Genomic DNA, 24,867 nt, shown 5'->3' with positions numbered 1-24,867 from the left:
CAATTATATATTCGGTATTTTAAAAAACTACCGAAAGGAGTGTTAGCCCATGGTCAGGCGTGATGAAGGCGAATTGGCTGGCTTTCAGGCCAATGCGAATGAGTTTCACAAATGTTCAAACTGTGGAAAACTGCTATCCACGAGGAAAGAAGAAAAAGTAAAGCTTTGTAAGGACTGCCAGGAAAGAAGGCATAATCAAGATATAAATAATAGTATATAACAGCGAAGGGCCTCCATGAGAGGCCCTTTTGTTATGTTGTGATTATTCATGATGATAGCAAGAAGCCATGTTTAACAAGGACAGCCTTAATGACTGTATAGCTTATGTCCTCTGGAACAGCTTCTTTGATTGGCTTTAATTTAGGTTCATCCAAACCCTGTCTTGCAGATAATACCACTTCTTCCTGGTCGGCGGTAAATAGCCGTTCCCAGCTCAATACATTTCCTTCATTATAAGCTTTGAATAGATGATTGGTGACCGTCTGTTCGGTAACATTGCGGTTGTCTGCTATTTCGGCAATTTGCTGACCGTCTTTAAACAGCTGATAGCTGATCAGATGGCTCGGAGTATCATCCTCTGTCTGCTTTTTTTGCAGGATTGGCTCGATGCCGAAAGGTGAGGTGTCTTGCTGGCCGGTCTTCTCCACCCACGGTTCGACGGCTTGTAAAAAAGGCTCACCGTACTGGTCAAACTTTTTGGCTCCGACTCCTTTAACCCTTAACATATCTTCCTTTGATTGAGGAAGACGGCGGGCCATTTCTTTTAGGGTAGCATCGGAAAACAATACATAAGGCGGCACTTTTTCTTCGCTGGCAATTTGCTTGCGCAGCCGCCTTAGTTCTTCAAACAAGGATTCATTATAATCCACTAACACTGGATTCCTGGCAAAACCGGTTTGCACCCATACTTGTTTCTTCCCTTTTAATACTTCGCCAGCCTGCTTAGTCAGTTTTAAAATGGGATAACGATCGTCTCCTGTTGTAAGAATATTTTCAGCTACTAAAAAGTGGACGAAATTGGTTATCTCTTTCTCGGTATATTGCGACATCAAGCCGTAAGTTGTTAATTGATCAAAATGGAACTCCTTCACTTTTTTATCCTTGGAACCTTTTAATACTTTAGCAGTTATCCCGGCGCCGAATCGTTCTCCCATCCGTTTTACGCAGGATAAGACCATTTGTGCTTCTTTTGTCATATCCTCGCGATTCTCGTTGTTCAGGCAGTTGCTGCATTTCCCGCAGTCTTCTGGCAGGGAATAATCGTTAAAATAATGAAGCACATAAGTTTGTAAGCAGCTGTGAGTATGGCAGTAGTTGACCATTGCCTGCAGCTTTTTATACTCATTTGTCTTTTTATCCTCTGCCATCAGTGACTGTTCGATCAGGAATTTCTGCAACTGGATGTCCTGTCCGGAAAACAGCAGAATACAGTCACTTGGTTCGCCGTCTCTCCCTGCCCGTCCTGCTTCCTGGTAATAGGATTCAATATTCATTGGCAAGGCGTAGTGGATAACATAACGGACGTTAGATTTATCGATGCCCATCCCGAAGGCATTGGTTGCAACAATAATTGTTTTTTCGTCTTGAGTAAAGGCGGTTTGGGCCTGTTTCCGTGCTTGTTCTGACAGCCCGGCGTGGTACTTCGCTGCTTGGAATCCTTTACTCTCTAATAACTGATGAACCATATCGGTTTGTTTTCTCGTTGAGGTGTAAATAATGCCTGCTTCTGCAGCTCGATCCTTTACATAATCAAGAATGAAATCCCGTTTATCCTTTCCTTTTACTATGTGAAAAGAAAGATTATCTCTGGCAAACCCTGTATTAATGACATGCTCATCTTGGACTGATAACAACCTGCGGATATCATGATTCACTTCATCAGTAGCCGTCGCAGTCAATGCTACCACCACCGGAAGATTCGGTATTTTATCAAGAGCAGGAATGATTGAACGGTAGCTGGGCCGGAAATCATGCCCCCATTGCGAAATGCAATGGGCTTCATCAAATGCTATTAGTGAAAGTGAAATCGATTTGATGGACTCGAGAAATGTCGGTGATTCGAACCGTTCAGGTGCGACATAAACGAATTTATAGCTCCCTGCCCGCAGCTGATGCATTCGCTCGTGAAATTGTTCGGTATCTAAAGAGCTGTTTATATAGGTGGCAGGTATCCCTAGAGAGCTTAGGGCGTCGACCTGATCCTTCATTAGGGATATTAAGGGTGATACAACCACTGCCGTCCCTTCTAAAGCCAAGCCGGGAATTTGATAGCAAAGCGATTTCCCGCCTCCTGTCGGCATGATGGCTAAAGAATTATGTTTATTCATGACAAAATCTATTACAGCTTTCTGTCCGGGACGGAAGCTCTGAAAACCAAAATATTCTTCAAGTATTTGTTGGGCTTTTTCCAGCATCATTTGATGTTCATCCTTTTCTGCTATACTCGGTAGGTAATCGTTAAGATTCAATATTACTATCCTATCATGATTATTGACCAGCGAGAATCATTCAAGTTGATTCTTACGGGTATAAAAAGTTTAAGGTAAGATCTTTTGGGGGAATGAATAAAAAAAGTTGGTGGAAAAGGTGTATTCAGCAAGTGTAAACCAATGACTATTTTTGAGTTTAGGAAATTTCGATGTTTATTTGGCTGCACGGAGCTTAACGAATCATAAATAAATAGATTAAAGGGCTGCCGCATTTGGCGGGCAGCCCTTTATGGTTGTGTATGCCTGAGGTTGGTTAGCGTAAAATCCATTATCCTCGTTGGTCGATAAAGCCGCCGATTGATGCACCGATAACAGCCGGCAGCAGCCAGCCGAGACCAACAGAAAAAAGCGGAAGATGTTCAACGAGTGACTGAATTCCGCCCAAGTCTAGTCCCAGGGCATCCAGCCCTTCATAAATACTGACAATCGAAGTGAGCAGGATAGCCCCCCGGTAAACGAGCGGCGACCCATTAAACCATTTATCGAGGAAGGCTAACAGGACAAGGACAATGGCGATCGGATAGATGGTAACCAATACAGGTACGGAAACAGCAATAATTTGATTTAACCCTAGATTGGCAACAAGAAAACTAACAATGCTTATTATTGCTACAATTTTTGCATATGAAAATCGGGTGATCCTTGCAAAAAACTGCCCGCAGGCAACAGTTAATCCGATTGATGTCGTGAAGCAGGCAAGTGCGACAATAGTCCCCAATAATAGTAACCCGAAATTTCCATATACTAGTTGGGTAGCGCTGGAAAGGATTTGGCCGCCATTTTCAAAGCTTCCCTGTAAAGCCATTTTTGCGCCTATCCATCCCAACGACCCATAAACAATTGTTAAGGCAGCACCTGAAATCAAGCCGGCCTTCAAGGTTGATATGACCATTTCCTTTTTTGTTTGGATGCCTCTTTCTTTAAAAGCTGTCACTACAATGATTCCGAAAGCTAAGGCAGCAATGGCATCCATTGTCAGATACCCTTCTACAAATCCAGTGAAGAAGGGGGTAGTAATGTACTTGCTTTCAGGAGGTTTTACAGGCGAAGAGAGCTGTAAAAAACCGCCGATACACAGTGCTGCAACAGCAATTAATAAACAGGGAGTCAGCCATTGGCCAATTCTATCGACTAGCTTCGATGGGTTTAAACTGAACCAATATACCAAAATGAAAAATATAGAAGTAAACAATAGCAATAACATGGAAAGTTGTCCGCTATCCGGTTGAAACGCTGGAAGGATACCCATTTCAAAGGCAACATTAGCTGCACGGGGAATCCCGAAAAATGGTCCGATAGCCAAGTAGATTACTGATGTAAAAATCAATCCGAACATTGGGTGGATTTTGTTTCCTAGTTCTGTGGCATCTTCATTTACCAGAGCAATCGCCGAAATGGCAAGTATCGGAAGGCCGACCCCGGTTAGGATAAAGCCAGCGATAGCAGGCCAATAAGACGTACCAGCCTCTAGCCCTAATGTCGGCGGATAAATTAAATTTCCAGCCCCAAAAAATAAGGCGAAAAGCATAAAACCAATTAGAAACGTCTGTCGTCCCAAGATGAATACCTCCGTGCAAGCTTTTACAAGCTGGTTCTATATGAAGCCGTTGAATTTTTTTGAAATATTCGAAAGCAGAACAATACTACCAACGGGAAAATGATTTGTCAATGACAGTTTTCCCTGCAGTACCGTGACTATGCCAGTACAGTTGGGGAGTTTGTAAACAAATGCCATAGGATATGTGCAAGCATAATGCAGGAATTTGCAATCAAACAATTTTACATTAAATAACCAGCCATATAAACTATCTTTATATATTTTATAGAAAAACATACAAACATTGTTGGAAGGGGGAAGAACATTGGCTCATTCCCTTTTATTAGAATTTATGATTATTGGTGTTCTAGGGGTTGGATCACAATGGCTTTCTTGGCGTTACAGGCTTCCGGCAATAGTAGTTATGTCGGTTGCCGGCCTGCTTGCCGGTCCTTTGTTCGGAGTGATTAATCCTGAAAAAGATTTTGGCGATGTATATCAGCCAATTATAACGATGGCTGTAGCAATCATCCTATTTGAGGGAAGCTTGAATCTTCACTTAAAGGATATTAGAGGATTAGGCCGGTCTGTGTTTCGAATTGTGACATTAGGAGCCTTCATTAGCTGGATCCTTGGTTCGCTTGCGGCCTATTATGTAGCCGGGATGTCCTGGGCTGTTTCGTTTGTCATCGGAGCTTTATTTATTGTCACTGGCCCCACAGTGATTCTGCCATTGCTAAGGCAGTCTAAACTGAAACCGAGACCGGCTAAAATTTTAAAATGGGAAGGGATTATTGTTGATCCGATCGGTGCACTGCTCGCCGTATTCGCCCTGGAAATAATTATTGTTCTTACAGGCGAAGATCCGAATATCGTTTCGTTACTGCTGTTTTTATTAGCTTCCTTATTCGCAGTCATCCTTGGATGGGCGATTGGAAGAGGGATAGGTTGGATGTTTGAAACAGGACGTGTCCCGGAATTTTTAAAGTCCCCCCTTGTGTTTGCTGCTGTGATCGCCTGCTTTACCATTGCAGATGAAGTGACTCATGAGACGGGCTTACTGGCTGTTACAGCTATGGGGATGACTTTGGCGAACATCCGGATTTCTTCCATTCAAGACATGCGCCACTTCAAAGAAAATATATCAATATTATTAATATCTACTATCTTTGTCATGCTGACGGCATCGTTAACAAGAGAGACCTTAATGCAAATCTTTCAACCGGAGATTATTGGCTTTGTACTGTTAATGCTATTCATTGTACGACCTTTGGCGATTTTGCTGTCTACGATTAAAACGGATTTAACAAAATCAGAAAAGCTTCTGGTCGGTTGGATTGCCCCGCGCGGGATTGTAGCTTTGACAGTATCAGGTTACTTTGCATCGATTTTGTATGATGAGGGTTATGAAGACGCTGCTTTGGTCATGTCAATTACCTTTGCTCTGGTTTTCTTCACTGTAATGGCCCATGGCTTTTCTATCGGCTGGCTGGCTAAGAAGCTGAATTTATCTGCAGAGGGGCGGCCGGGTACGTTGATTATCGGCAGCAACAGCTTTACCGTTGCCTTGGCTAAAATACTGAAAGAAGTAGATGTACCCGTAATTGTTTCTGATTCCTCCTGGCAAAGACTTAGTAAAGCCCGGAGTGCCGGGGTGAATTTTCACCATGGGGAAATATTGTCGGAACAGACGGATTACCGTCTGGATATGACTCCATACGACTACTTGATCTCAGCTACAGAATTTGATTCTTATAATGCTTTAGTTTCAACTGCCTTTGTTCCGGCATTTGGAAGGAACAATGTATATAAATTGAGTATCCAAAGCCAACGAGGCGACCATATGGAAGATTTGGATCCGACGATTGCCGGCCGGGTATTGTTTTCTGGCGAGATATCACTAGAAGGTTTGTGCGAAAAGGTAGATGCTGGCTATGTGTTAAGAAAAACGAATATTACTAATCAATACAGCTATCCGCGTTATTTGGAAGAAAGAGAGCAGGGTACAATATTGTTGTTCGTTTTAAGAGCATCTGGCAACGTGGAGTATTATACAGAGGAAGTTAAGTTAAAAGCTGAGGCAGGGGATGTTGTCATCAGCTTGACGCCGCCGAGCAAAGAGGTAAATAAAATTAAGGCGAAACTGGATGAGCAGCAGTATGAGAATGCCGAACGAGAAAGAAATACGAGCGAAGAACAACAGCAGAAAGAATAATTTGTCTATCTGCATTTCTCCCCCGCTTGAACGGCTATAAAGTATAGTTGTTCAAGGAGGCCACTGAAAAAGTCCTTTTTAATCTAAAGGTGCTGTCAAAGTTTGATGTTGACTCCACGACTCTCTTGTCGGTGGTTGCTTGGCGTGAGTCTTAGCCTCAGCTGACTTGGTCAAGAATGTCACTTGACCAAGAAGTGGATCTCCAGCTCGCGCTGTTCCCGCAGGCGTCACCACCGATTGCTCCTAGTGGAATCAACAGAGGCCAATCTAAAAAGAGTGATTTTGCATAGTCACGGATGTGAGGTCGCCTCATCTTCGGACCTCGAAGGCAGGGGGGGGTTACGGACAAACAATTCAATTGGAACGACATTATTTATTTTAAGTAATGAAATGAAAAAAGAGCTTGGAGAAAATCCAAGCTCTTAAATGCTATATTAGTCTTCTTCAATGAAAGACCCTTTGTTAAACAACTCAAGCTATTTCTGTTTCTTCTTTCTTGAAAATACCAACCAATAACATAACGAGTCCGATTATGAAGATAATGGGGAAAATATACCACATTATCAATCCTGCCCAACCACTTTTTACTATGACTGCATAGGTTAACCCTATCGCAAAAGCAAAAGCTGGTGAAATTGGTACCATAAGAGCGATGCCCCATACCTTAAATTTCTTGTATTTTGGTTTACCTACGCTTAGCAGAAAAGCTACAAGCGCACCTATAAATGCAATTCCATACCCTATAACAATTGCCATTTTACCACTCCTCTCTCTCTATTCCAATATTTCTTATCTACATAATAGAGTACCACAAAATTTCCAATTATCATTTAATAAGCGAGGAATAGTAGTTGAAACGCGGCGGCAGGGCCGTGTATTCGTCTCTCGTTACCGCAATCGAAAGATGGTGGATTCCGAACATGACCCCGTGTAATAGCAGGGCGGGGATGGCAATGAAGGCGGGATTCATTGTGAAATGGATGTCGTTTCGGAAATTTCTGTTCGTAAATTCATCCGAGACGATCTCAAGTAAATCATAAGCAGTTGTGTATTGCTGAAAACGGTACGCAGACTTTCAGAGAAGGAAATCCACGGAGACTCCTGCGGGAGGGAAGGCCTCGGTGAGAACCCGCAGAGCGCAAGCTCGAGGAGGCTCACCAGCTGCCCGCGGAAGGCGAAGTGTATTTCCGCATCAGTCATCGTTTAAGGTAGTAAGAACAGCCCTATCAGCGCAGGCAGAATACGAGACTCCAGTGAGATCAGCACGAGTCTGAGGCCCCCGGAAGAAGCCATTTTGCTTCTAAGGAGGCTGAAGCCTTCCCCACAGAAAGCGAAGTATTCTGCCTGTGTTAGTTTAAGCACCCAACCTTGTTGGAAGAAAAAATAGATGTCACTGTGTCCTTAGTTTAAAGATTAGCAAGAACGCCGCCTTTTTGGATTAATTCTTGGTGACTTCCCTCTTCTTCGATACCATTTTCCTTAACCACAGTTTAAGCGGGGGGGTTTTTACAGACAGATGTAACTTTATTATTCTTCCATGGAAGCTAACTGTTTGTTTAGATCAGCAAGTTCCTTTTCCATTTGACCTAACTGTTTTTCTGCGTTAGCTGTGTTTCCGCCGACAGAGTCAAGTTTCTCCAAATCAGCTTGGATCCGGATATAGTCGGACTTTAGTTCCGCTATTCTATTTTCTACCTCTTGTTTGGTCATAAAACCACTCCTTGTCTAAACTGTATGACAGCATAAGTGGCTAGTCAATAGCTTTTCGCTTTTATTTATTCCGATATATCCTTACATCCTTACTTGAGATAAAATATGGATATAGAAAGTGCACGAAGGGGAGATGGAGTAAGTGGAGATAATTTTAAGCAGCAGTATCAACAGCTATTTTCAAGAAGCAGAGCCTTTGTTGTTAAAAAGGGAAGCATGCAACAATTTGGCTTTAGGCATTCTTACCCGTTTGAAGGAAGATCCTGCAGGCAGCTTTGAGGCAGCGCCATACCTTGGTTTGGTTAAACATCGGGGTGTTGTAGAATATTTGTTTTTGCAGACACCTCCCAACAACTTGATCTTGCCGAATGTAGAAAATACTAGCCATAAAACAATAGAAGCGGTTGCCGAGTATCTTTTTAAACAAGGGATTAAACTCCCGGGAGTGCTAGGGCCGAAACAAGCTGCACAGGTATTTGCACAAAAATGGGAAGCCCTGACGGGGGGAACAGCTATTGTTCAAATGAACCAGCTTATCTATCGACTTGATAAGGTGTACAGCATTAATACCGTCAACGGAGAAATTGGAAAAGCTGATTCTTCCTATCTTCCGTTAATCACTGACTGGTTGAGAAAATTTGGGGAAGAGGCTGACATAGATATTAATCTAGAAGCAGCCGAAAAGATGGCTGCCGATTTTATTAACAAACGATCGGTTTATGTATGGCTGGTCGATGGCACCCCAGTTTCGATGGCAAATCAATCGAGAAAAACAAAACATGGAGTGACCGTGAATGCAGTTTATACACCGGATGAATATAAGCGGAAGGGATATGCCACTGCCCTTGTTTCCGCATTTTCCAAGCTCCTATTACAAGAAGGCAATGATTTCTGCAGTCTGTACACAGACCAAGCCAATATAACGGCTAACAGCATCTATAAAAAAATAGGCTATCAAGAGGTGGGCGAATCAATCATGTACCGATTTAAATAAACGGCAAACGGAACAGGAAGAGGTTGGGCTATAATATACATCCACTTGCAAAAAACTGAACGATGACAGCATAGGAAGTTTTAAAAGGCCATCTTTAAGTATTTGTGTACTGCTGAAAATAGTACGCAGACTTTCAGAGGAGGAAATCCACGATATTAAATATATATAAAAGAAAAAACGAACGGGTTCGAATGCTAAGGATTTCGAACTATCGGTCGTTTTTTGTCTTGGCCACTATCCTTTTGTCCCAATCTCTTTTTTAGATAGATGTGAATGCTGTATTGGGGTGAAGAAGAAAAGATCTCTAAGCAAAACTTTTTTCTGTTTTCAACTGTTTTTTTGCTGATTTTGAGCAAGAGAGGTTTGAGAAGAAAAGAAACTGGGTATTATTTACTAACCATGCTATTTCCTATTTAAGCGGATAAAGAGTATTTGGAAACCATTGGGAGCATATGAGCTTATATTTAAAGAAGCTCCTGTCAATATGACCTCACAATATTATTTATCCAATAATTAAGAAAAATCGGTATATATACAGTTTGAGAGCGTTGAAACACTTCTGTAACATTAAAGGTATCTGGAAAACAGTAGCCAGGTAGCCCCCATTTTATTAAGAATGGGTTTTATGCAAGGAAAGCTGATTAATATGGATGGATTCACTAATAATTGAGAAGTTGCTGTACATAAATAGAAGCGTTGAGGCTTTTCTCTTAAATTTTTACAAGTATGAATACAATTCTCCCAAATACAACGAGGAGGAAAACAGGCATTGAAATTATTAAGAGCAATTGACAAGTTTATACTCAAATTGGAAGAAATTATTTTAAGCTATGCTGTCCTGCTTATTGCAGTCATGGTTATTGGCAATGTCCTCAGTCGGGCGCTAACAGGTTCAAGTTGGTCTTTTGCCAATGAAATTAGCAAATTTGCCATTGTGTTAGCGACTTTTATGGGGATTTCTTATGCAGCCAGGAAAGGACGGCATATTAGCATGTCGGCATTTTATGATTTAGCACCTTTCAAAGTAAGAAAAGCATTAGCTATATTCATTCCGGCCGTAACCGCCGTCTTCCTGTTTATTCTTACCTATTATTCTTCCTTGCATGTGTTATCTATCTATGAAAGTGGAAGAGTGACCACTGCTCTTCAACTGCCTTCTTATTACATTTCCATGTTTATCCCTATCGGGTTGTTCATGGGGGGGATTCAATATCTCAGGAATGTGTGGATTAACATAAGAGAGAAAGAAGTTTATTTAGGTACAGATTTAGTCGATTACAACGATGATGCTAGCGTCGAGGATCAAACCCATGTTTAGCCATCTCCAAAATACGAAGTAGAAAGGAACTGAAAATGGTAGCCACGTTAATGACGATCATGATCGTCTTGTTGTTATTAAATTTTCCAATGATGATTCCGCTGATCGCGGCCCCATTGGCAATACTGTTTATATTTTTTCCAATGATGGATCCTATGCTGATGATGCGGCAGCTGGAAACAGGAATTGAAGCCTACGTATTATTGGCGGTACCATTGTTTATTTTAGCAGCTGATATCATGACAACGGGTAAAACGTCTAACCGGCTGCTGGATTTTATCGGTTCTTTCGTCGCACATATGCGCGGCGGTTATGCAATTACAACCTCGGCAGCCTGTACTTTGTTTGGGGCTATCTCAGGTTCGACCCAGGCAACTGTGGTTGCTATTGGTACACCAATGCGTCAAAGACTTTTAAAAGCAGGCTATAAGGATTCAAGTGCGATTGCTTTAATTATTAATTCCAGTGATATAGCGTTATTGGTGCCGCCGAGCATTGGGATGATTATGTATGCGCTTGTTTCAGGTACTTCTGTAGGTGATTTATTCCTCGCTGGAATCATTCCGGGGATCCTCGTGTTCGTTTGCTTTGCATTATATAGTTATTTTTATGCCAAAGTTAAAAACATCCCTTTAGCTGAAAAAGCAACATGGAAAGAAAGGTGGAAGTATACTAGAAAAGCACTCCTTCCTCTTGGATTTCCGATTATCATTATTGGAGGGCTTTACTCAGGGATTTTCAGTGCTACGGAAGCCGCTGGTGTTTCCGTCCTTTATGCATTTATTTTAGAAGTCATCATTTATCGGTCTATCAAATTGACTGATTTGCCCAAAGTGGCACTGTCAACCGGTCTGGTTACATCTGCTGTTTTCGTCCTGGTCGCCGGAGGACAGGCGTTTACCTGGATGATATCCTTTGCAAGAATTCCGCAAATTATCTCGGAAGCAGTATTAGGTACAGACCCAAGCGCAATTTACGTATTAATTATGGTATCCATCTTCTTCTTTGTCGGATGTATGTTTGTCGATCCGATCGTCGTTATTTTAGTTTTAACACCAATTTTTATGCCTGTAGCAGAAAGTGCAGGCATCGATCCAGTACACCTGGGGATCATTGTAACTTTCCAGGCTGCATTGGGGTCTGCCACACCTCCATTCGGGGTGGACATATTTACGGCAAGCGCGGTCTTTCATAAGTCTTATTTGGATGTCATTAAAGGTACGCCGCCTTTTATCATTATTTTGCTGGCAGTAGGCGCCTTGTTGATTGGGTTTGAGGAGATCTCACTCGCTTACCGCTATTTCCAGTAAAGTGAGTGGATTCACATATAAAATTTTTTAAGGGGGTAATTATTATTTTTAAAAAATACTTATTTGGTTTAATCGCCATATTGTCTATTAGTTTTCTATTAGTTGCTTGTGGAGGTAACGGCGACTCTGGTGAAGAAGCAGATGGTGGAGACGGATCTTCAGAAGATACCGCAGACATTGAAGCGCAAACATGGAGATTTGTCACGGAAGAAGTAAAAGGCCAGGTGCAATATGAATATGCGGCAGAATTCGCCAAACGAATGGATGAAAAATCAGGCGGAAAAATCACTATCGAGCCTTACGAATACGGCGGCCTTGGCAGTGAAAGTGACCAGGTAGAGCTATTGCAAAACGGCGGTGTGGAAATGGCTGTCATGTCTCCAGGTTTTACTGGTAACATGGTAGCTGAAGGTCAAGTATTTGCTTTGCATTTCCTTTTCCCTGATGATCTTCAAACAACACAGGATATTTTGACTAACAGTGAAGCACTTAATACAGACTTGTCAGCAAGATATGAGGAATATGGAATTACACCGCTTAGCTATTGGACAGAAGGTGCCATGCAGTGGACCAGCAGTGATGTAGCTATTGATGAACCTTCTGATTTTGAAGGATTTCTGATGCGAACACAGACATCTCCATTGATTTCGGAATCTTATGAAGCATATGGCGCAGAACCGACACCAATGAGTTGGAGTGAATTATATACAGCTCTTGACCGCGGCACTGTACAAGGACAGGAAAACCCAATCTTCTTTATAGGAGATGCTTCTTTCCATGAAGTCCAGGATTATATGACACTTTCCAGTCATAATAACTATGTAGCAATGACAACTGTTAACACTGACTGGTTTAATGACCTGTCACCGGAAGTCCAGGATATGGTCAATGAAACCGTAAACGAAATGCAGGACTGGGTTTTTGATGAACAAAAAGCACAAAATGAAGAGTTTTTGGAAACAATCAAAAACAATGATAGCAACCCGACAGAAATAATTGAATTGACGGATGAACAAAGAGAAGCATTCAGAGAAAAAGCAAAACCTGTACGCGACTTCTATATCGAGGAAGTTTCTACAGTAAATGGCGATATCCTCAACAAGCTTCAAGAAGAAATTGATGCTGCCACAGAATAAAAGCTAATGTGGAACGCATATGAAAAAGGACTGGTCCTTCCTGGGGCCAGTCCTTTTAGTATTTAGTATTTTTATACTTATTTCCTCTTATGCTAGTGAGTTTAAAGCTTCGGGCATTATTCTAAAAGATATGTTAAAGTTTAGTGTTGACATTACGCAGAAGAAGAGGGCTTCCATTGTTGTGGAAGTTCTAATCTTGTATATTAGGTTTCTTAAACTAACGCCCCCGTTTGTTTAGGTGCATTGTTTCACAAAGTCGTGCATTTTTACTCGTGTCTACCTTGTTTTCTAAAGAGAAAATGCTTGGATATCATTATCCAAGCATTCTCTTTATTTAATTTTTCCTGATTGCATTGCATAATTCCTATTCCTTACCTTTTAGTTCTAAAAGTATGGGTGCTATATTTAGTAAGATAGAAACAATTGTCAAAAACCATAATGCCCTTTCCATACCAGGTACTACATCTCCTAAAGCTGACCAATCTTCTGCTTTTACCCACCCAGATACAAGACTGTATTCTGAACAAAGTGTTAAGGCTGTAAATGATAATCCTATCGCCATAGCAAGCTTATAATCCTTTCCTGCTTTATACATGTAAAGATTAATAAAAGTTGTTACTATTGCAATAACCCCAAATATTATCCACATAACTATACCTCCATATATTTTTATTTATGTCATGTAATAATACTAATGCTAACCTGCCCTTTACTTAAAGAAGGAAAGGCGAATAATTTGTTAAGCGATGGCACCCGTTTGTTGAAGAATTTTCCTTCACAAACAATACATTTATATTAACATAAAATTACAATTGCCTACTTAGTTAATGAAAACCAACATAGCAATTGGCATACCAAATAACATAGTAATCTTGACAACAGCTACTGCCAAGGTGCTAATTACTATGTTATTTTCAATTTTATTATCCAATAAACATTGTTATATAAGGAAAAAACAACAGACCAAACCATATCCGATTTGGTCTGTTAATTATTGTGCTGTCTTGGATATTTCCCACGGACACGGAACTACTTAGATTTAATCGTGTTTTTTAGATGGCGTATTAGGATTTGTTGTTATGTTCCACATTTATGACGACGTTTCCCTTCTTGTGCCCTTTCTCGACATGTCTATGTGCTTCAACTATCTCTTCAAACTCATAGGTCCTATCAATGACCACTTTTAACTTCCCCGCCTCAACAAGTTCTTTGAGGAAGTCTAGGGCTTCGGGATTTTCAGGTGAATCTCGACCCAATATTAATTTCCTGCTGGTTGTCAATTTAGTCCATAGCATTCTAACTCCTGGTAACGGTACCGGGACATTAATATAGGTTCCATCCTTCTTTAGCGATTTCATACAAGCTGAAAACGAACTTTTGTCTACCGCTTCAAAGATAACATCATAAGTCTCACCTTTACTAGAAAAATCTTCGGTAGTGTAATCAATTACCTTATCGGCTCCCAGAGATTTTACCAATTCTAAATTCGAGGTACTGCATACCCCTGTAACTATTGCTCCGAGATACTTGGCAATTTGCACTGCATAGCTCCCTACACTTCCTGAAGCGCCATAGACAAGCACCTTTTGACCATTCTTAATGTTAGCCTTTCTAAGATGAAACAATGCTGTACGTGCCCCTATTGGAATGGCTGCGGCTTCCTCAAAAGATAAATTGTTGGGTTTAATAGATACTGGTCCGTCTTCAGGCAGGCACTTATATTCGGCATAAGCACCAAAACCCACTAGGGAAGCTGCAAAGATTTGGTCACCTTCCTTAAATCGCTTGACATCTTTTCCTACTGACTCTATTTCTCCAGCTAACTCCATCCCTAATATATCTTTTTTTGGCTGTCTAAAACCCAATGCTATTCGGGCAGGCAGCCAAACAGGGAGGGGAACTGTAAAACTCCGTGCACGAATATCTGCTACTGTTACAGTTGTTGCTATTACTTTTACCAGTATTTCATTTTCCTTAGGAATAGGTTTTTCTACCTCTTTTAGCTGAAGAACTTCGGGGGAACCGTACTTTGTGTACACAATTGCTTTCATTTGTCCACCTCTAATTTGTTATATTCATTAATATCATACGAGTATTACGAATAAATAGACCAACGTTTCACTCTTCAATAACTGTTCTTAGACTATACCTTGTACCGTTCGTTGAAAAAAGAAATAATGTTTATACCGTAAACTCCTTAGAAAGTCTAAGTGGATCAAATGTTTCGACAATTGGAATTAGATTCCCTTTTACTATCATATTGGGTCATTGTGACTTTATTTCGCTGATGATGAATGCTCTCTAACACATGAAACCAAGCGAGGTAACTGTTTAGATACTTGGTTGCAACACCGTTAAATCGTTGTATCCATCCAGCACTCTAAAAGATATTTTGGTCCTCTGGCGGCTGCTTTTTTCGCCATTCGTGGTAAAAGTGGGAAATAATTGTTTTAACAACGGCATAGGCCGGGATGATAAATAGCAATCCTAGAAAGCCGGCGATGCTGCCCGCGGCCAGAATCAAAGTAATGATCGTTAAAGGATGGAGCTCGAGCACTTTTCCCATGATATTAGGCGAAATCAAATTACTTTCAATTTGTTGGGCGATCACCATTACGAGTATTGCCCAGACGGCAAGCATCGGGTCCTCGAAAAATCCGACGATTATCGCGGGAATCGCTGATAAAAACGGCCCTACAAACGGAATGAAATTCATGATAAGCCCGAACAATGCCAGTGTTAAGGAGTATTGAAGGCCGATGATTAGATAACCAATATACAGCATAAAACCGACACAGACACTGACAATAAATTGGCCCTGGATAAAGGAAGCAAGGGTATGATTGATGTTATCTGCCAGCCTTCTGAAGCTGTCTGCCTTGCTTTTGCTGAGAAACTTGGAGATGAATGGTACAAACTTATGCCCGTCCTTCAGCATAAAAAATAAAAAGAATGGTATTAGCACAAAGGCAAATAGAAAACCAAATACCTGGGCAAGAAAATCAATCAAGAAGCCGACAATATTTTGCGCATAATCATTAAGGTTATTTGTAATATTTTCAATAGTTGAATCCAGCTGGCTTGGAATCATATCTTGATTGTCACGCCAGTTGTAAATGAATTTCTCGCTGTTATCTACCATTTTGGGAATATTGTCGGTCAATTTGGTGAATTGCTGCTGAACAATCGGTGCAATGAAATTGGCCATAAAGTAAATAACGCCAATAATGATAAAAAATACAATAATAATGGCCAAGATTCTATGTACTTTCCATTTTTCGAGCCTGCGGACAAGCGGCATCGTTATGTAATATAACAGGCCTGCTCCGATAATCGGTACGGCAATCGATATTAAGTAGGCACCGATGGGTACGAAAATGAACTTTGTTATCGATATAAGGTAAATCAACATGAAAATTAAAATGGCGATAACTAAGCCTTGAACAGACTTTTTCTCTAATAATCGCATACGCTCACAACCTTACTATTAATTTTTCTAATATTTTACTATTTTTAACACATCAGCTATCTATGAAATTAGTATAACCATATAATTTAATATATCATACTTATAAATTAATAGAATAAAATCTTAGAAAATAGGACTGCTTCCAAAGGATGGCCTTATAGATGTATGAATAAATTTATATAAAAACGGGTATCTACTTATCGTTACCGTAATAGAGAAGTTGTTTTTTTTATGGTAATATTTTTTTAATGATGAAAATACGTTGAGGAGGATTATCATGTCTTGGCAAACTACATACAATAAATGGTCTTCATTTCCTGAGCTTGATCCGGCGTTACAACAGCAGTTACAGGAGATGGAGGGTTCGGAAAAAGAACTGGAAGATGCTTTTTATAAGGAACTCACCTTCGGGACCGGGGGTATGCGCGGTGTGCTTGGGCCTGGAACCAACAGAATGAACATCTATACAATCCGTAAAGCGGTAGAGGGCTTTGCGCAGTACTTGAAGGAGAATGTAGACAATTTTGCGGAACGCGGCGTTGCAATCGCGTATGATTCCCGCTATATGTCAAAGGAATTTGCGGTCGAATCAGCCAAAGTCCTTGGTGCCCATGGGATTAAAGCGCATGTTTATGAGTCGCTCCGCCCGACACCAGTCCTGTCCTTTGCCGTCCGCCACCTGCAGGCAGCAGGCGGGATTATGATAACTGCCAGCCACAATCCGCCAGAATACAATGGCTTTAAAGTATATAATGAGCATGGCGGTCAAATGCCTCCGGCGGAAGCAGCTCAGGTGATTGCTAAAGTACAGGGGATCGACAACGAATTGAAAATTGCTGTTGCTGAGCGGCAGGAAATTGAACAAAACGGTCTATTGAATTGGATTAGTTCAGAAGTGGATACTGCTTATCTCGAGGAACTGAAACGAATTTCCAAAATGAATCAAGCTTCTGAAAGCACCTTTGATTCGTTGAATGTTGTGTTTACGCCATTGCATGGAACAGCTCACGATATGGTGCTGAACGGATTGGAACAGCTTGGTTTCAAAGATGTTCATGTGGTAGCGGAACAAGCGAAACTAGACCCGGAATTTTCCACAGTAGAGTCGCCGAATCCAGAGGAGCATCAAGCGTTTACTCTAGCTATTGAACAAGGAAAACAGCGTAATGCTGACGTCCTGGTCGGAACAGATCCCGATGCAGACAGGTTAGGAGTTGCGGTCAAGGACGGAGAGGGATCATATCAGGTGTTGACAGGGAACCAGCTCGGCACGCTGATGCTGGATTATATCCTCGCTCATACGAGCGACGCTGATAAACAAAATGGTAAGTTGATTAAAACGATTGTGACTACGGAGCTAGGTAAGGCCGTCGCTAAGCATTATGGAGTGGAAACCATTGATACGTTGACCGGTTTTAAGTATATTGGTGAAAAAATAAAAGAGTTTGAAACGACAGCAGATAAGTTCTTGTTTGGCTATGAAGAAAGTTATGGCTATCTAATCGGGGATTTCGTCAGAGATAAAGATGCAGTTCAATCGACGATGGTTGCCTGCGAGATGGCCAGCTACTGGAAAGCGAAGGGAAAAACACTACTTGAAGCATTAGAAGAGCTTTATGGAAAACATGGGTTTTATTTTGAAGAGATGTCGTCGTTGACCTTGAAAGGGAAAGATGGCGCTGAGCAAATAGCAGCGATCATGGACGATATAAGGAAAAACCCATTAACGGAAATTGGCGGATTGCAAGTCAAGGCCGCAGAGGATTATCAAACCTCTGAGCGCCAGTTGATAGAAGCAGGTAGTACAGAAAAAATAGATTTACCTGCGGAAAATGTGGTCAAGTATTTGTTGGAGAAGGATAGTTGGGTGTGTCTGCGGCCATCTGGCACAGAGCCGAAAATCAAATGCTATTTCGGTGTTTCCAGTACGAGCCGACAAGAAAGCGAGGAAACACTAAAAGAGTTAAAACAACAAATGAATGATCGTATGCAGTCGGTCATTCATGGATAATTGGAAATCCTGTGTAAAAGCTGTCCCCATGTATAGGCGCCGCTTTATCGGGTAACGATAAGTGTGTGTCCTGGAGGCGGCGAAAGGCAAAGTCACTATTTCGCATTTAAAACAGTTGACTTTGCCTGCGGTTATGATTATGATATAACCATCTAAAGGGGAGTAGCTGTACAATTAAAGTCGTCATTTCGAGAGTATTCTCCGGCTTAATTGGCAACCAACGTTGTTAGCGAGACCTTTACCACCAGGGTAAAGGTCTCTTTTCATGGTCTTTACCAGTATTGGTGGAGACCATTTTTATTTGGTCTAATAGAGGAACTATAGAAGGAGTGTTTATTTTTGGATGTACAACTGCTGATTGAATACGGCTGGGTACTCATTGTTTTAGTAGGACTGGAAGGCATTTTAGCAGCAGATAATGCACTAGTATTAGCTATCATGGTTAAGCATCTGCCGGACGAGCAAAGGAAAAGGGCTCTTTTCTATGGACTCGCTGGTGCGTTTGTCCTCCGGTTTGGTTCACTTTTCATTATCTCTTTTCTTGTGGATGTGTGGCAGGTACAAGCTATCGGCGCTGCCTATCTTTTGTTTATTTCCGGAAAACACTTGTATGACAAGCTCTCGAAAAGAGGAAAAGATGACGAAGAAGAAATCGAGAAAGAAACAAAAGGAAGCGGCTTCTGGACGACTGTACTGAAAGTAGAAATTGCGGATCTGGCTTTTGCGGTCGATTCAATTTTGGCAGCAGTAGCTTTAGCGGTTGCGTTGCCAGCTACAGGGCTGCCGAACGTAGGGAGTCTGGATGGCGCCCAGTTTGCGGTTGTCTTTGCCGGCGGAATGATCGGATTGATTATCATGCGTTTTGCTGCTAACATGTTCGTAAAACTGTTGCACGACCGTCCTGGTCTTGAAATTGCAGCATTTGCAATTGTTGGCTGGGTAGGGGTGAAATTATTAGTGACAGTACTTGGCCATGATGCCATTCATTTACTGCCTCATGACTTTGCTCACTCCACTATTTGGAAATTAATTTTCTATGGTGTACTGGTTGCTATTGCAGTGGCAGGCTGGTTTCTATCAGGAAACAAGCAAAATAAAGCGGCATAGAGCCTGGAACTAACGGCTGCTCTCATCATGGGGCAGCCGCTTTTGCTCGTTTGCAAGCATTATATTTTATCTAGTGCTGCTCCTACCATTAAAATAGAAGAAGAATAGACAATAGAAAGGAAGCTATGAATGGCTACTCATCATTTTCATTTACAAGCAGATTGGCCTGGCGGGAGGAATGCCGTAGGTAGTATTCATGCAGGCAACCTGCAGACGGAAATATCGATTCCGCCGGAAATGGATGGTCCTGGAGTAGGTACCAACCCTGATGAAATGCTGCTAGGTGCTGCTTCTACCTGCTACATCATTACTTTGGGAGCAATGATAGAGCGGGCAGAACTTCCACTGGCCAATATGGATTTAAAATCTGAAGGTATCGTTGATGTAACGAATGGTGTATTCACTTATAAAAAAATTATCCACCGCCCAACCGTTCTCCTGAAGAGTGGGAGCACAGATGCAGACATCATAAAAACAAAGCAGCTTGTCGAGAAGGCTGAGCAATCCTGTATGATATCCAGAGCAGTAATGGGAAATGTGGAATTGCAATTGGAAGCAGAAGTTTCCATTGTCTCTTAGCAAACTTGGTTAAGTTTGGGAATTCCCAGACTGTAGGTCTGTATCCCAAGACGCTGGGGTTGTTTCTGATCTTTGGCAGCAGAGAGATGTGCTTCGCCCGTTTGATAAAAACGATTCCGATTGATTATAATGAAACGAAGCGCATTTATTCAACTGAAGGGTGAAATGGAATGAATGAATCACAAGCATTGAACTTACTAAAAAGGAATGGCTTTAAACATACAAGGCAAAGAGAAAAGTTACTGGATATTTTTTCAACCCACGACCAATATTTATCCGTGAATTCGATATGGAAGGAATTCGGCAAGGATTTTCCCGGCGCCAGTTATGATACGGTTTACCGCAACTTATACACAATGGTCGAGCTGGAAATACTGGAAACAACCACTCTTGAAGGCGAAAAATATTTCCGTTTCCATTGTAATATTGATGGCCATCACCACCACTTTATTTGTATGGATTGCGGAACAACAAGACCATTGAGGATCTGCCCGATTGATGAAGTGGCAAGCGATTTACCAGAATACGAAATAGCCAATCATAAGTTTGAAGTATATGGAAAATGCCCGGAGTGTAGATAAAACTGTTCAGCAAATATAGCTAGGACAGTTTTTTTCTTCAAATTTTAAAACGTAATAGTTACTATTTACAAAACGTAACCATTACGATATAATCCCTTTAGGTTGCGTAATTGTTTATTTATATTTAATGAGGAGGAACTATATGAAGAAGGGATTGCTTTGGTTAGCAGCAGCTATAGTAGCATTTCTGGCAGGATGCGGAGCAGAAACTGTAGAGAATGAAGGAAATGCGGATAGTGAAGAAAAGCTGGCTATCTATACAACATTATACCCGCTACAAGATTTTACAGAAAAAATTGGCGGTGACCTGGTACAGGTTGAATCGTTATTAGCGCCGGGAACGGATGCTCATACTTTTGAGCCGACGTCTAATACCATGGTAGACATTGCACAGGCAGACGCATTTATATACTTAGAAGCAGGATTGGAATCGTATGCAGATAAAATTGCTGGTGCTGTCAAAACAGAGGATGTAAGCATGCTGGAGGCAGGAAACGGAAGCGCCTTTATTACTTCAGCTCACGACCATCACCATGAAGAGGAAGCCGACCATAGTGACCACGATCACGGGGATGATGCTCATGCCCATGAGGAGGATGAAGCAGGAGAAGAAGAACATGACCACGGTGATTTTGATCCGCACATATGGCTGGACCCGAATCGCTCTATTGGTTTAGCAGAAAATATTAAAGATGAGCTGGTCAGTCTGATGCCGGAGCAGGAGAAGGTATTCAACGAGAATTTTGAGAAGCTGAAGGCTCAATTAGAGTCGCTTGATGAGGAATTTCACCAGATTGAACAGGAGTATCAAGATAAACAAATACTTGTTTCACATGCTGCCTTTGGTTATTGGGAAAATGCGTATGGCATTGAGCAGATAGCGGTTTCTGGAGTATCTACTGCGTCTGAACCGTCGCAAAAACAGTTGGAATATATAATAGATGAAGCAAGGGAGCATGACTTGCATTATATTTTATTTGAACAAAATGTAACCCCTCGCGTCGCAGAAGTCGTCCAAAAAGAAGTTGGAGCAGAAACTTTACGGATTCACAATTTAGCTGTTCTCACCGAAGAAGATATTCAGAATGAGGAAGATTATTTCAGTTTAATGGAGCAAAACTTGGAAACTTTGAAAATAGCTTTGCAGTAAGAAGGGAGATAGACAGAAAGTGCAGCTGGTGACAGCGGCACTTTTTTTATCTGAAAATTGGCCACTACCTTTATATGGTCTTTTATGAAATAATAGAAAGAAAAAGGGAAGGGAAGATTGCTGATGGATAAACAGGAAGAACAATTAAAGAAATATGCAAAGCTGGCTATTCAAACTGGCGTCAACCTCCAAGAGGGACAAGGGTTGATTCTCAACTCTCCTGTAGAAGCCGCTGGGTTTACGCGGATGGTTGCCAGGGAAGCTTATCTAGCCGGCGCAAAAAACGTCCATATCGAGTGGAACGATGAGGATTTAACTTATTTAAAGATGAAACATGCACCAATGGACATACTAAAAAACTTTCCAAGATGGAAAGCGCAAGGGCTGGAAGAAATGGTAAAAGACGGGTATGCCCTATTGTCTATTTACGGTGAAAATCCTGACTTGTTGAAAGATATTGATGGAGAAAGAATAGCTGCTGCCAATAAGGCAGGCGGAGAGGCACTCAGTGAATATCGAGATTATATTATGAACGATAAAGTTTGTTGGTCCATTGTTGGTTATCCGACGATATCATGGGCGAAAAAAGTTTTTCCGGAACAAACAGCAGAAGAAGCACAAGCAAACCTCTGGGAAAAAATCTTCAGCATTACACGAATCGATCAGCCTGATCCTGTCAAGGCCTGGGCGGACCATAATGAAACATTACGCCAAGCGCGGGAATATTTAAACAGAAAACAATACAAACAACTGGTTTATCATGCTGATGGTACAGACCTGACTATTGATCTTCCTGAAAACCACATATGGCACGGGGGTTCGGCCGTTTCTCCTAATGGAGTAGAGTTTAACCCGAACATGCCGACAGAAGAAGTTTTCACAATGCCCCACAAGTATGGAGTCAACGGAACCGTTAAAAGTACCAAGCCATTAAGCTATGGCGGCAATTTGATTGAGAATTTCAAGCTTACATTTAAAGACGGAAAAGTGGTTGATTTTTCAGCAGAGCAGGGAGAAGAAACATTAAAGCATCTGCTTGATACAGACGAAGGGTCACGCAGGTTGGGAGAAGTAGCCCTTGTACCGCATGAGTCACCAATTTCCCAATCAAGAATCATCTTTTTCAATACGTTGTTTGATGAAAATGCTTCCTGTCATCTAGCGTTAGGAAAAGCATACCCTACCAATATTGAAAACGGTCCAGACATGAGTAAACAAGATATGGATAAGCATGGTGTCAATGACAGCCTCAACCACGAAGACTTCATGATGGGCTCGGCCGAGCTTAATATTGATGGAATCACAAAGGATGGCAGCAAGGAAGCGATTTTCCGCGATGGAAGCTGGGCAATTTCTTTTGAATAAGCTTCTATGACCGGCTTTGTGCAATAAATTGTTTAACCAAATCAAGCTTTTGGCTGTCCCTTGCCTGGTGGTAACCGGCAAAGGGGCAGCCTTTTTCTTTTACTCTTTCCACTACAGTGCCAATTGTAAATTGTTCCGGCGATAATTGTGCTGCTACTTCTCCCCAAAACAAAGGGGTGGATACAGTTGCCTGTTCCGTTTTTCTAGGTGAATAGGGGGCAATCAACGTTTTATCCCTTCCGTGTTGTACGTAGTCGATATAAAGCTTACCTCCTCGATTTTTTTTCAGCCGCTGGGTGGTAAATAAATCGCCATGCTGGTTCTCTAGCAGCAAGGCAATCGCTTGTGTGAAGGAAGCTGTTTCTGCATAGGTAAGGCTGTGTTCAGGTATAGGAATATATACTTGAATCCCTTTATTCCCAGAAGTCTTGACAAAGGAAACCAGTTCCAGCTTGTCAAGCAGTTCTTTTAGCAATTGAGCGGCAAAAGCAGCTAGCTTAAACTCCTTAATGCCAGGAGGATCCAAATCAAAAACAATCTCATTGGGAACAGCGCTTCCCATGTACTGAAAAGGGACATGGTATTCGAGAGCTCCATGGTTGGCCAGCCAAATAAGTGCTTCTGTTGTTCCACAGTGCAGCAGAGTTTCTTCCTTCGTCTTAGTTCCTGCCAAATAGTCAGGGGCATAGGCAGGCAAATGTTTTTGAAAAAAAGATTCACCAGCAACTCCATCGGGACAGCGAATGACAGTTAATGCTTTTCCGCGTAAAAAAGGCAGCATATACGGGGCGATTTCTCGAAAGTAAATGACCATGTCTCCCTTGGTAAGCTGCTTTTCCGGCCAGAATACTTTTTGCTGGTTCGTTAGATGGATGCTCTGCGGAAGCATGGCCAAGCTTTGTTTTGCCTGCTGCCACGTACATTGTTCAGGCTTCAGATCGACGCGAAAACGATGAAATACAGGCTCGCGCAATTCACCATCTTTAACGTCCAGACAATGGATGTCTACACAAATAGCGGGAGGCAGGAAATAAACGTTCCCCTCCTTGTTTCCTTTCGCTGTAATCAGGCGCTTAACTATTGCCAGCTGTTCCCCTTCCAATCCGTGCTTGAATTTTCCCACTGGTATTTGCTGTCCATCTTGATAGACAGCAATCTCAAAGTAACCGTTTTGCAGGTCATAGGCGGTAATAAAAGCACTAATCGTACGCCAGTTTTTTATTTTCAGCCAGTCTCTGTGAGACTTTCCCTCCGAGTATGGGCTGTCCGAACGCTTGGCGATAATGCCTTCGCCGTTTTGTTCGCTGATTTTTTTCCAAAGTCTCTTCCAGTCAGTAAAGCGTTCAACGTATGCTAATCGTTTTTGCCAATCAATCGGGCTGTTTAGATGCAATAGGTCGAACAGGTGATGAAGCTGCTGCTTACGGTCATCATACTTGTATTTTTGCAGATCGGTACCGCCTGACAGCAACAAATCAAAGCAAAGAAAGTGAGCGGGTCTTGACTCGGCAGCTTTATTTATATTCCCTGCGGATTTAAATCTTCCGCGTTGTTGGACGAGCGGGAAATTTGCCTGATACATAGTGTTTAAAATGGCAATTTCCCCATCGATTGCCAACGGAAGCAACGAGTTAACTACTCCTTGTTGTTGTTTGCAATAAGCAATGATTTCCGGAAAGTTCTCTGACAAGGTTTTCCCATTGCGGCTAATCAATTCAATTTTATCCTCGCGCCAATGCAAGACGGCGCGAAAGCCATCATACTTCGTTTCGAAAACCCAGCCATTTCCAGTCGGGATTTCTTCATGGGCAAGTGGCTGCATTAATTTCATGGTCATCTTCCTTCATGCTTCCTTTGATTATGATTTTCAGAAACCGTTTTTAGTGTTATCGTTTT

General features: G+C 41.7%; 19 protein-coding genes and 1 pseudogene. 11 read left to right on the top strand and 9 right to left on the bottom strand.

Annotated features, from left to right (window positions below):
* Window positions 1-266: 266 nt before the first annotated feature.
* Together recQ and brnQ are read right to left on the bottom strand one after the other, a co-directional pair.
* Window positions 267-2,417, bottom strand: a complete 2,151-nt coding sequence (recQ, locus tag BLR93_RS10085) for a DNA helicase RecQ (protein WP_342720478.1) — start codon at window positions 2,415-2,417, stop codon at window positions 267-269.
* 340 nt (window positions 2,418-2,757) lie between these two features.
* Window positions 2,758-4,050, bottom strand: coding sequence for a branched-chain amino acid transport system II carrier protein (gene brnQ / locus BLR93_RS10080; RefSeq protein WP_425440941.1), 1,293 nt, complete (start codon window positions 4,048-4,050; stop codon window positions 2,758-2,760).
* 301 nt (window positions 4,051-4,351) lie between these two features.
* Between brnQ and BLR93_RS10075 the strand changes: the two genes are divergently transcribed.
* The gene (locus BLR93_RS10075) at window positions 4,352-6,241 is read left to right on the top strand and encodes a cation:proton antiporter (protein ID WP_093213908.1); all 1,890 of its coding nucleotides are present in this window, start codon (window positions 4,352-4,354) and stop codon (window positions 6,239-6,241) included.
* Between the two features lie 471 nt (window positions 6,242-6,712).
* Here the strand turns inward: BLR93_RS10075 and BLR93_RS10070 are convergent, their stop codons facing one another.
* Together BLR93_RS10070 and BLR93_RS10065 are read right to left on the bottom strand one after the other, a co-directional pair.
* On the bottom strand, window positions 6,713-6,997 hold the full coding sequence (locus BLR93_RS10070) for a hypothetical protein (RefSeq protein WP_093213906.1): 285 nt from the start codon (window positions 6,995-6,997) through the stop codon (window positions 6,713-6,715).
* 771 nt (window positions 6,998-7,768) lie between these two features.
* Window positions 7,769-7,951 carry an SE1832 family protein gene (locus BLR93_RS10065; protein ID WP_093213903.1) on the bottom strand — a complete coding sequence of 61 codons (183 nt, stop codon included), beginning with the start codon at window positions 7,949-7,951 and terminating at the stop codon, window positions 7,769-7,771.
* A 142-nt stretch (window positions 7,952-8,093) separates the two neighbouring features.
* Here BLR93_RS10065 and BLR93_RS10060 point away from each other — a divergent pair, with 142 nt between their 5' ends.
* The 4 genes from BLR93_RS10060 to BLR93_RS10045 all read left to right on the top strand — a co-directional run bounded on the left by BLR93_RS10060 (window position 8,094) and on the right by BLR93_RS10045 (window position 12,709).
* Entirely contained in the window at window positions 8,094-8,945 is an 852-nt protein-coding gene (locus tag BLR93_RS10060; protein WP_093213901.1) for a GNAT family N-acetyltransferase, read from the top strand.
* Between the two features lie 769 nt (window positions 8,946-9,714).
* Window positions 9,715-10,263 carry a TRAP transporter small permease gene (locus BLR93_RS10055; protein ID WP_093213898.1) on the top strand — a complete coding sequence of 183 codons (549 nt, stop codon included), beginning with the start codon at window positions 9,715-9,717 and terminating at the stop codon, window positions 10,261-10,263.
* Window positions 10,264-10,298: 35 nt separating this feature from the next.
* Window positions 10,299-11,573: a TRAP transporter large permease gene (locus BLR93_RS10050; protein ID WP_093213896.1), complete on the top strand. Its 1,275-nt coding sequence runs from the start codon at window positions 10,299-10,301 to the stop codon at window positions 11,571-11,573.
* 5 nt (window positions 11,574-11,578) lie between these two features.
* The gene (locus BLR93_RS10045) at window positions 11,579-12,709 is read left to right on the top strand and encodes a DctP family TRAP transporter solute-binding subunit (RefSeq protein WP_425440933.1); all 1,131 of its coding nucleotides are present in this window, start codon (window positions 11,579-11,581) and stop codon (window positions 12,707-12,709) included.
* A gap of 364 nt (window positions 12,710-13,073) precedes the next feature.
* Here the strand turns inward: BLR93_RS10045 and BLR93_RS10035 are convergent, their stop codons facing one another.
* From BLR93_RS10035 to BLR93_RS10025, 4 genes and pseudogenes are all read right to left on the bottom strand, one after another.
* Entirely contained in the window at window positions 13,074-13,358 is a 285-nt protein-coding gene (locus BLR93_RS10035) for a hypothetical protein (RefSeq protein ID WP_093213891.1), read from the bottom strand.
* A gap of 415 nt (window positions 13,359-13,773) precedes the next feature.
* Window positions 13,774-14,760, bottom strand: coding sequence for an NAD(P)-dependent alcohol dehydrogenase (locus tag BLR93_RS10030; RefSeq protein WP_093213889.1), 987 nt, complete (start codon window positions 14,758-14,760; stop codon window positions 13,774-13,776).
* Window positions 14,761-14,890: 130 nt separating this feature from the next.
* Window positions 14,891-15,083 (bottom strand): annotated as a pseudogene (locus BLR93_RS17775) (IS1595 family transposase); the annotation flags it as partial.
* Window positions 15,084-15,089: 6 nt separating this feature from the next.
* Entirely contained in the window at window positions 15,090-16,178 is a 1,089-nt protein-coding gene (locus BLR93_RS10025) for an AI-2E family transporter (RefSeq protein ID WP_093213886.1), read from the bottom strand.
* Between the two features lie 277 nt (window positions 16,179-16,455).
* On the opposite strand from BLR93_RS10025, the gene BLR93_RS10020 reads away from it, so the two are divergent.
* The 6 genes from BLR93_RS10020 to BLR93_RS09995 all read left to right on the top strand — a co-directional run bounded on the left by BLR93_RS10020 (window position 16,456) and on the right by BLR93_RS09995 (window position 22,971).
* Window positions 16,456-18,189, top strand: coding sequence for a phospho-sugar mutase (locus BLR93_RS10020; protein ID WP_093213884.1), 1,734 nt, complete (start codon window positions 16,456-16,458; stop codon window positions 18,187-18,189).
* Between the two features lie 339 nt (window positions 18,190-18,528).
* Complete coding sequence (locus BLR93_RS10015; RefSeq protein WP_093213881.1) at window positions 18,529-19,296, top strand: TerC family protein; 768 nt, start codon at window positions 18,529-18,531, stop codon at window positions 19,294-19,296.
* Window positions 19,297-19,425: 129 nt separating this feature from the next.
* A complete protein-coding gene (locus BLR93_RS10010) occupies window positions 19,426-19,875 on the top strand; it encodes an OsmC family protein (RefSeq protein ID WP_093213879.1) in 450 nt (149 codons plus the stop codon).
* Between the two features lie 170 nt (window positions 19,876-20,045).
* A complete protein-coding gene (locus BLR93_RS10005) occupies window positions 20,046-20,456 on the top strand; it encodes a Fur family transcriptional regulator (protein WP_093213876.1) in 411 nt (136 codons plus the stop codon).
* A 142-nt stretch (window positions 20,457-20,598) separates the two neighbouring features.
* Window positions 20,599-21,606: a metal ABC transporter solute-binding protein, Zn/Mn family gene (locus tag BLR93_RS10000; RefSeq protein ID WP_093213875.1), complete on the top strand. Its 1,008-nt coding sequence runs from the start codon at window positions 20,599-20,601 to the stop codon at window positions 21,604-21,606.
* A 123-nt stretch (window positions 21,607-21,729) separates the two neighbouring features.
* Complete coding sequence (locus BLR93_RS09995; RefSeq protein WP_093213872.1) at window positions 21,730-22,971, top strand: aminopeptidase; 1,242 nt, start codon at window positions 21,730-21,732, stop codon at window positions 22,969-22,971.
* A 4-nt stretch (window positions 22,972-22,975) separates the two neighbouring features.
* On the opposite strand, the gene BLR93_RS09990 is transcribed toward BLR93_RS09995, so the two are convergent.
* Window positions 22,976-24,802, bottom strand: a complete 1,827-nt coding sequence (locus tag BLR93_RS09990) for a DNA ligase D (RefSeq protein WP_093213870.1) — start codon at window positions 24,800-24,802, stop codon at window positions 22,976-22,978.
* Window positions 24,803-24,867: the final 65 nt, after the last annotated feature.

The sequence above is a fragment of the Sediminibacillus albus genome, assembly GCF_900101125.1.
Lineage (GTDB): Bacteria > Bacillota > Bacilli > Bacillales > Amphibacillaceae > Sediminibacillus > Sediminibacillus albus.
This window is presented reverse-complemented; position numbering and strand designations above follow the sequence as displayed.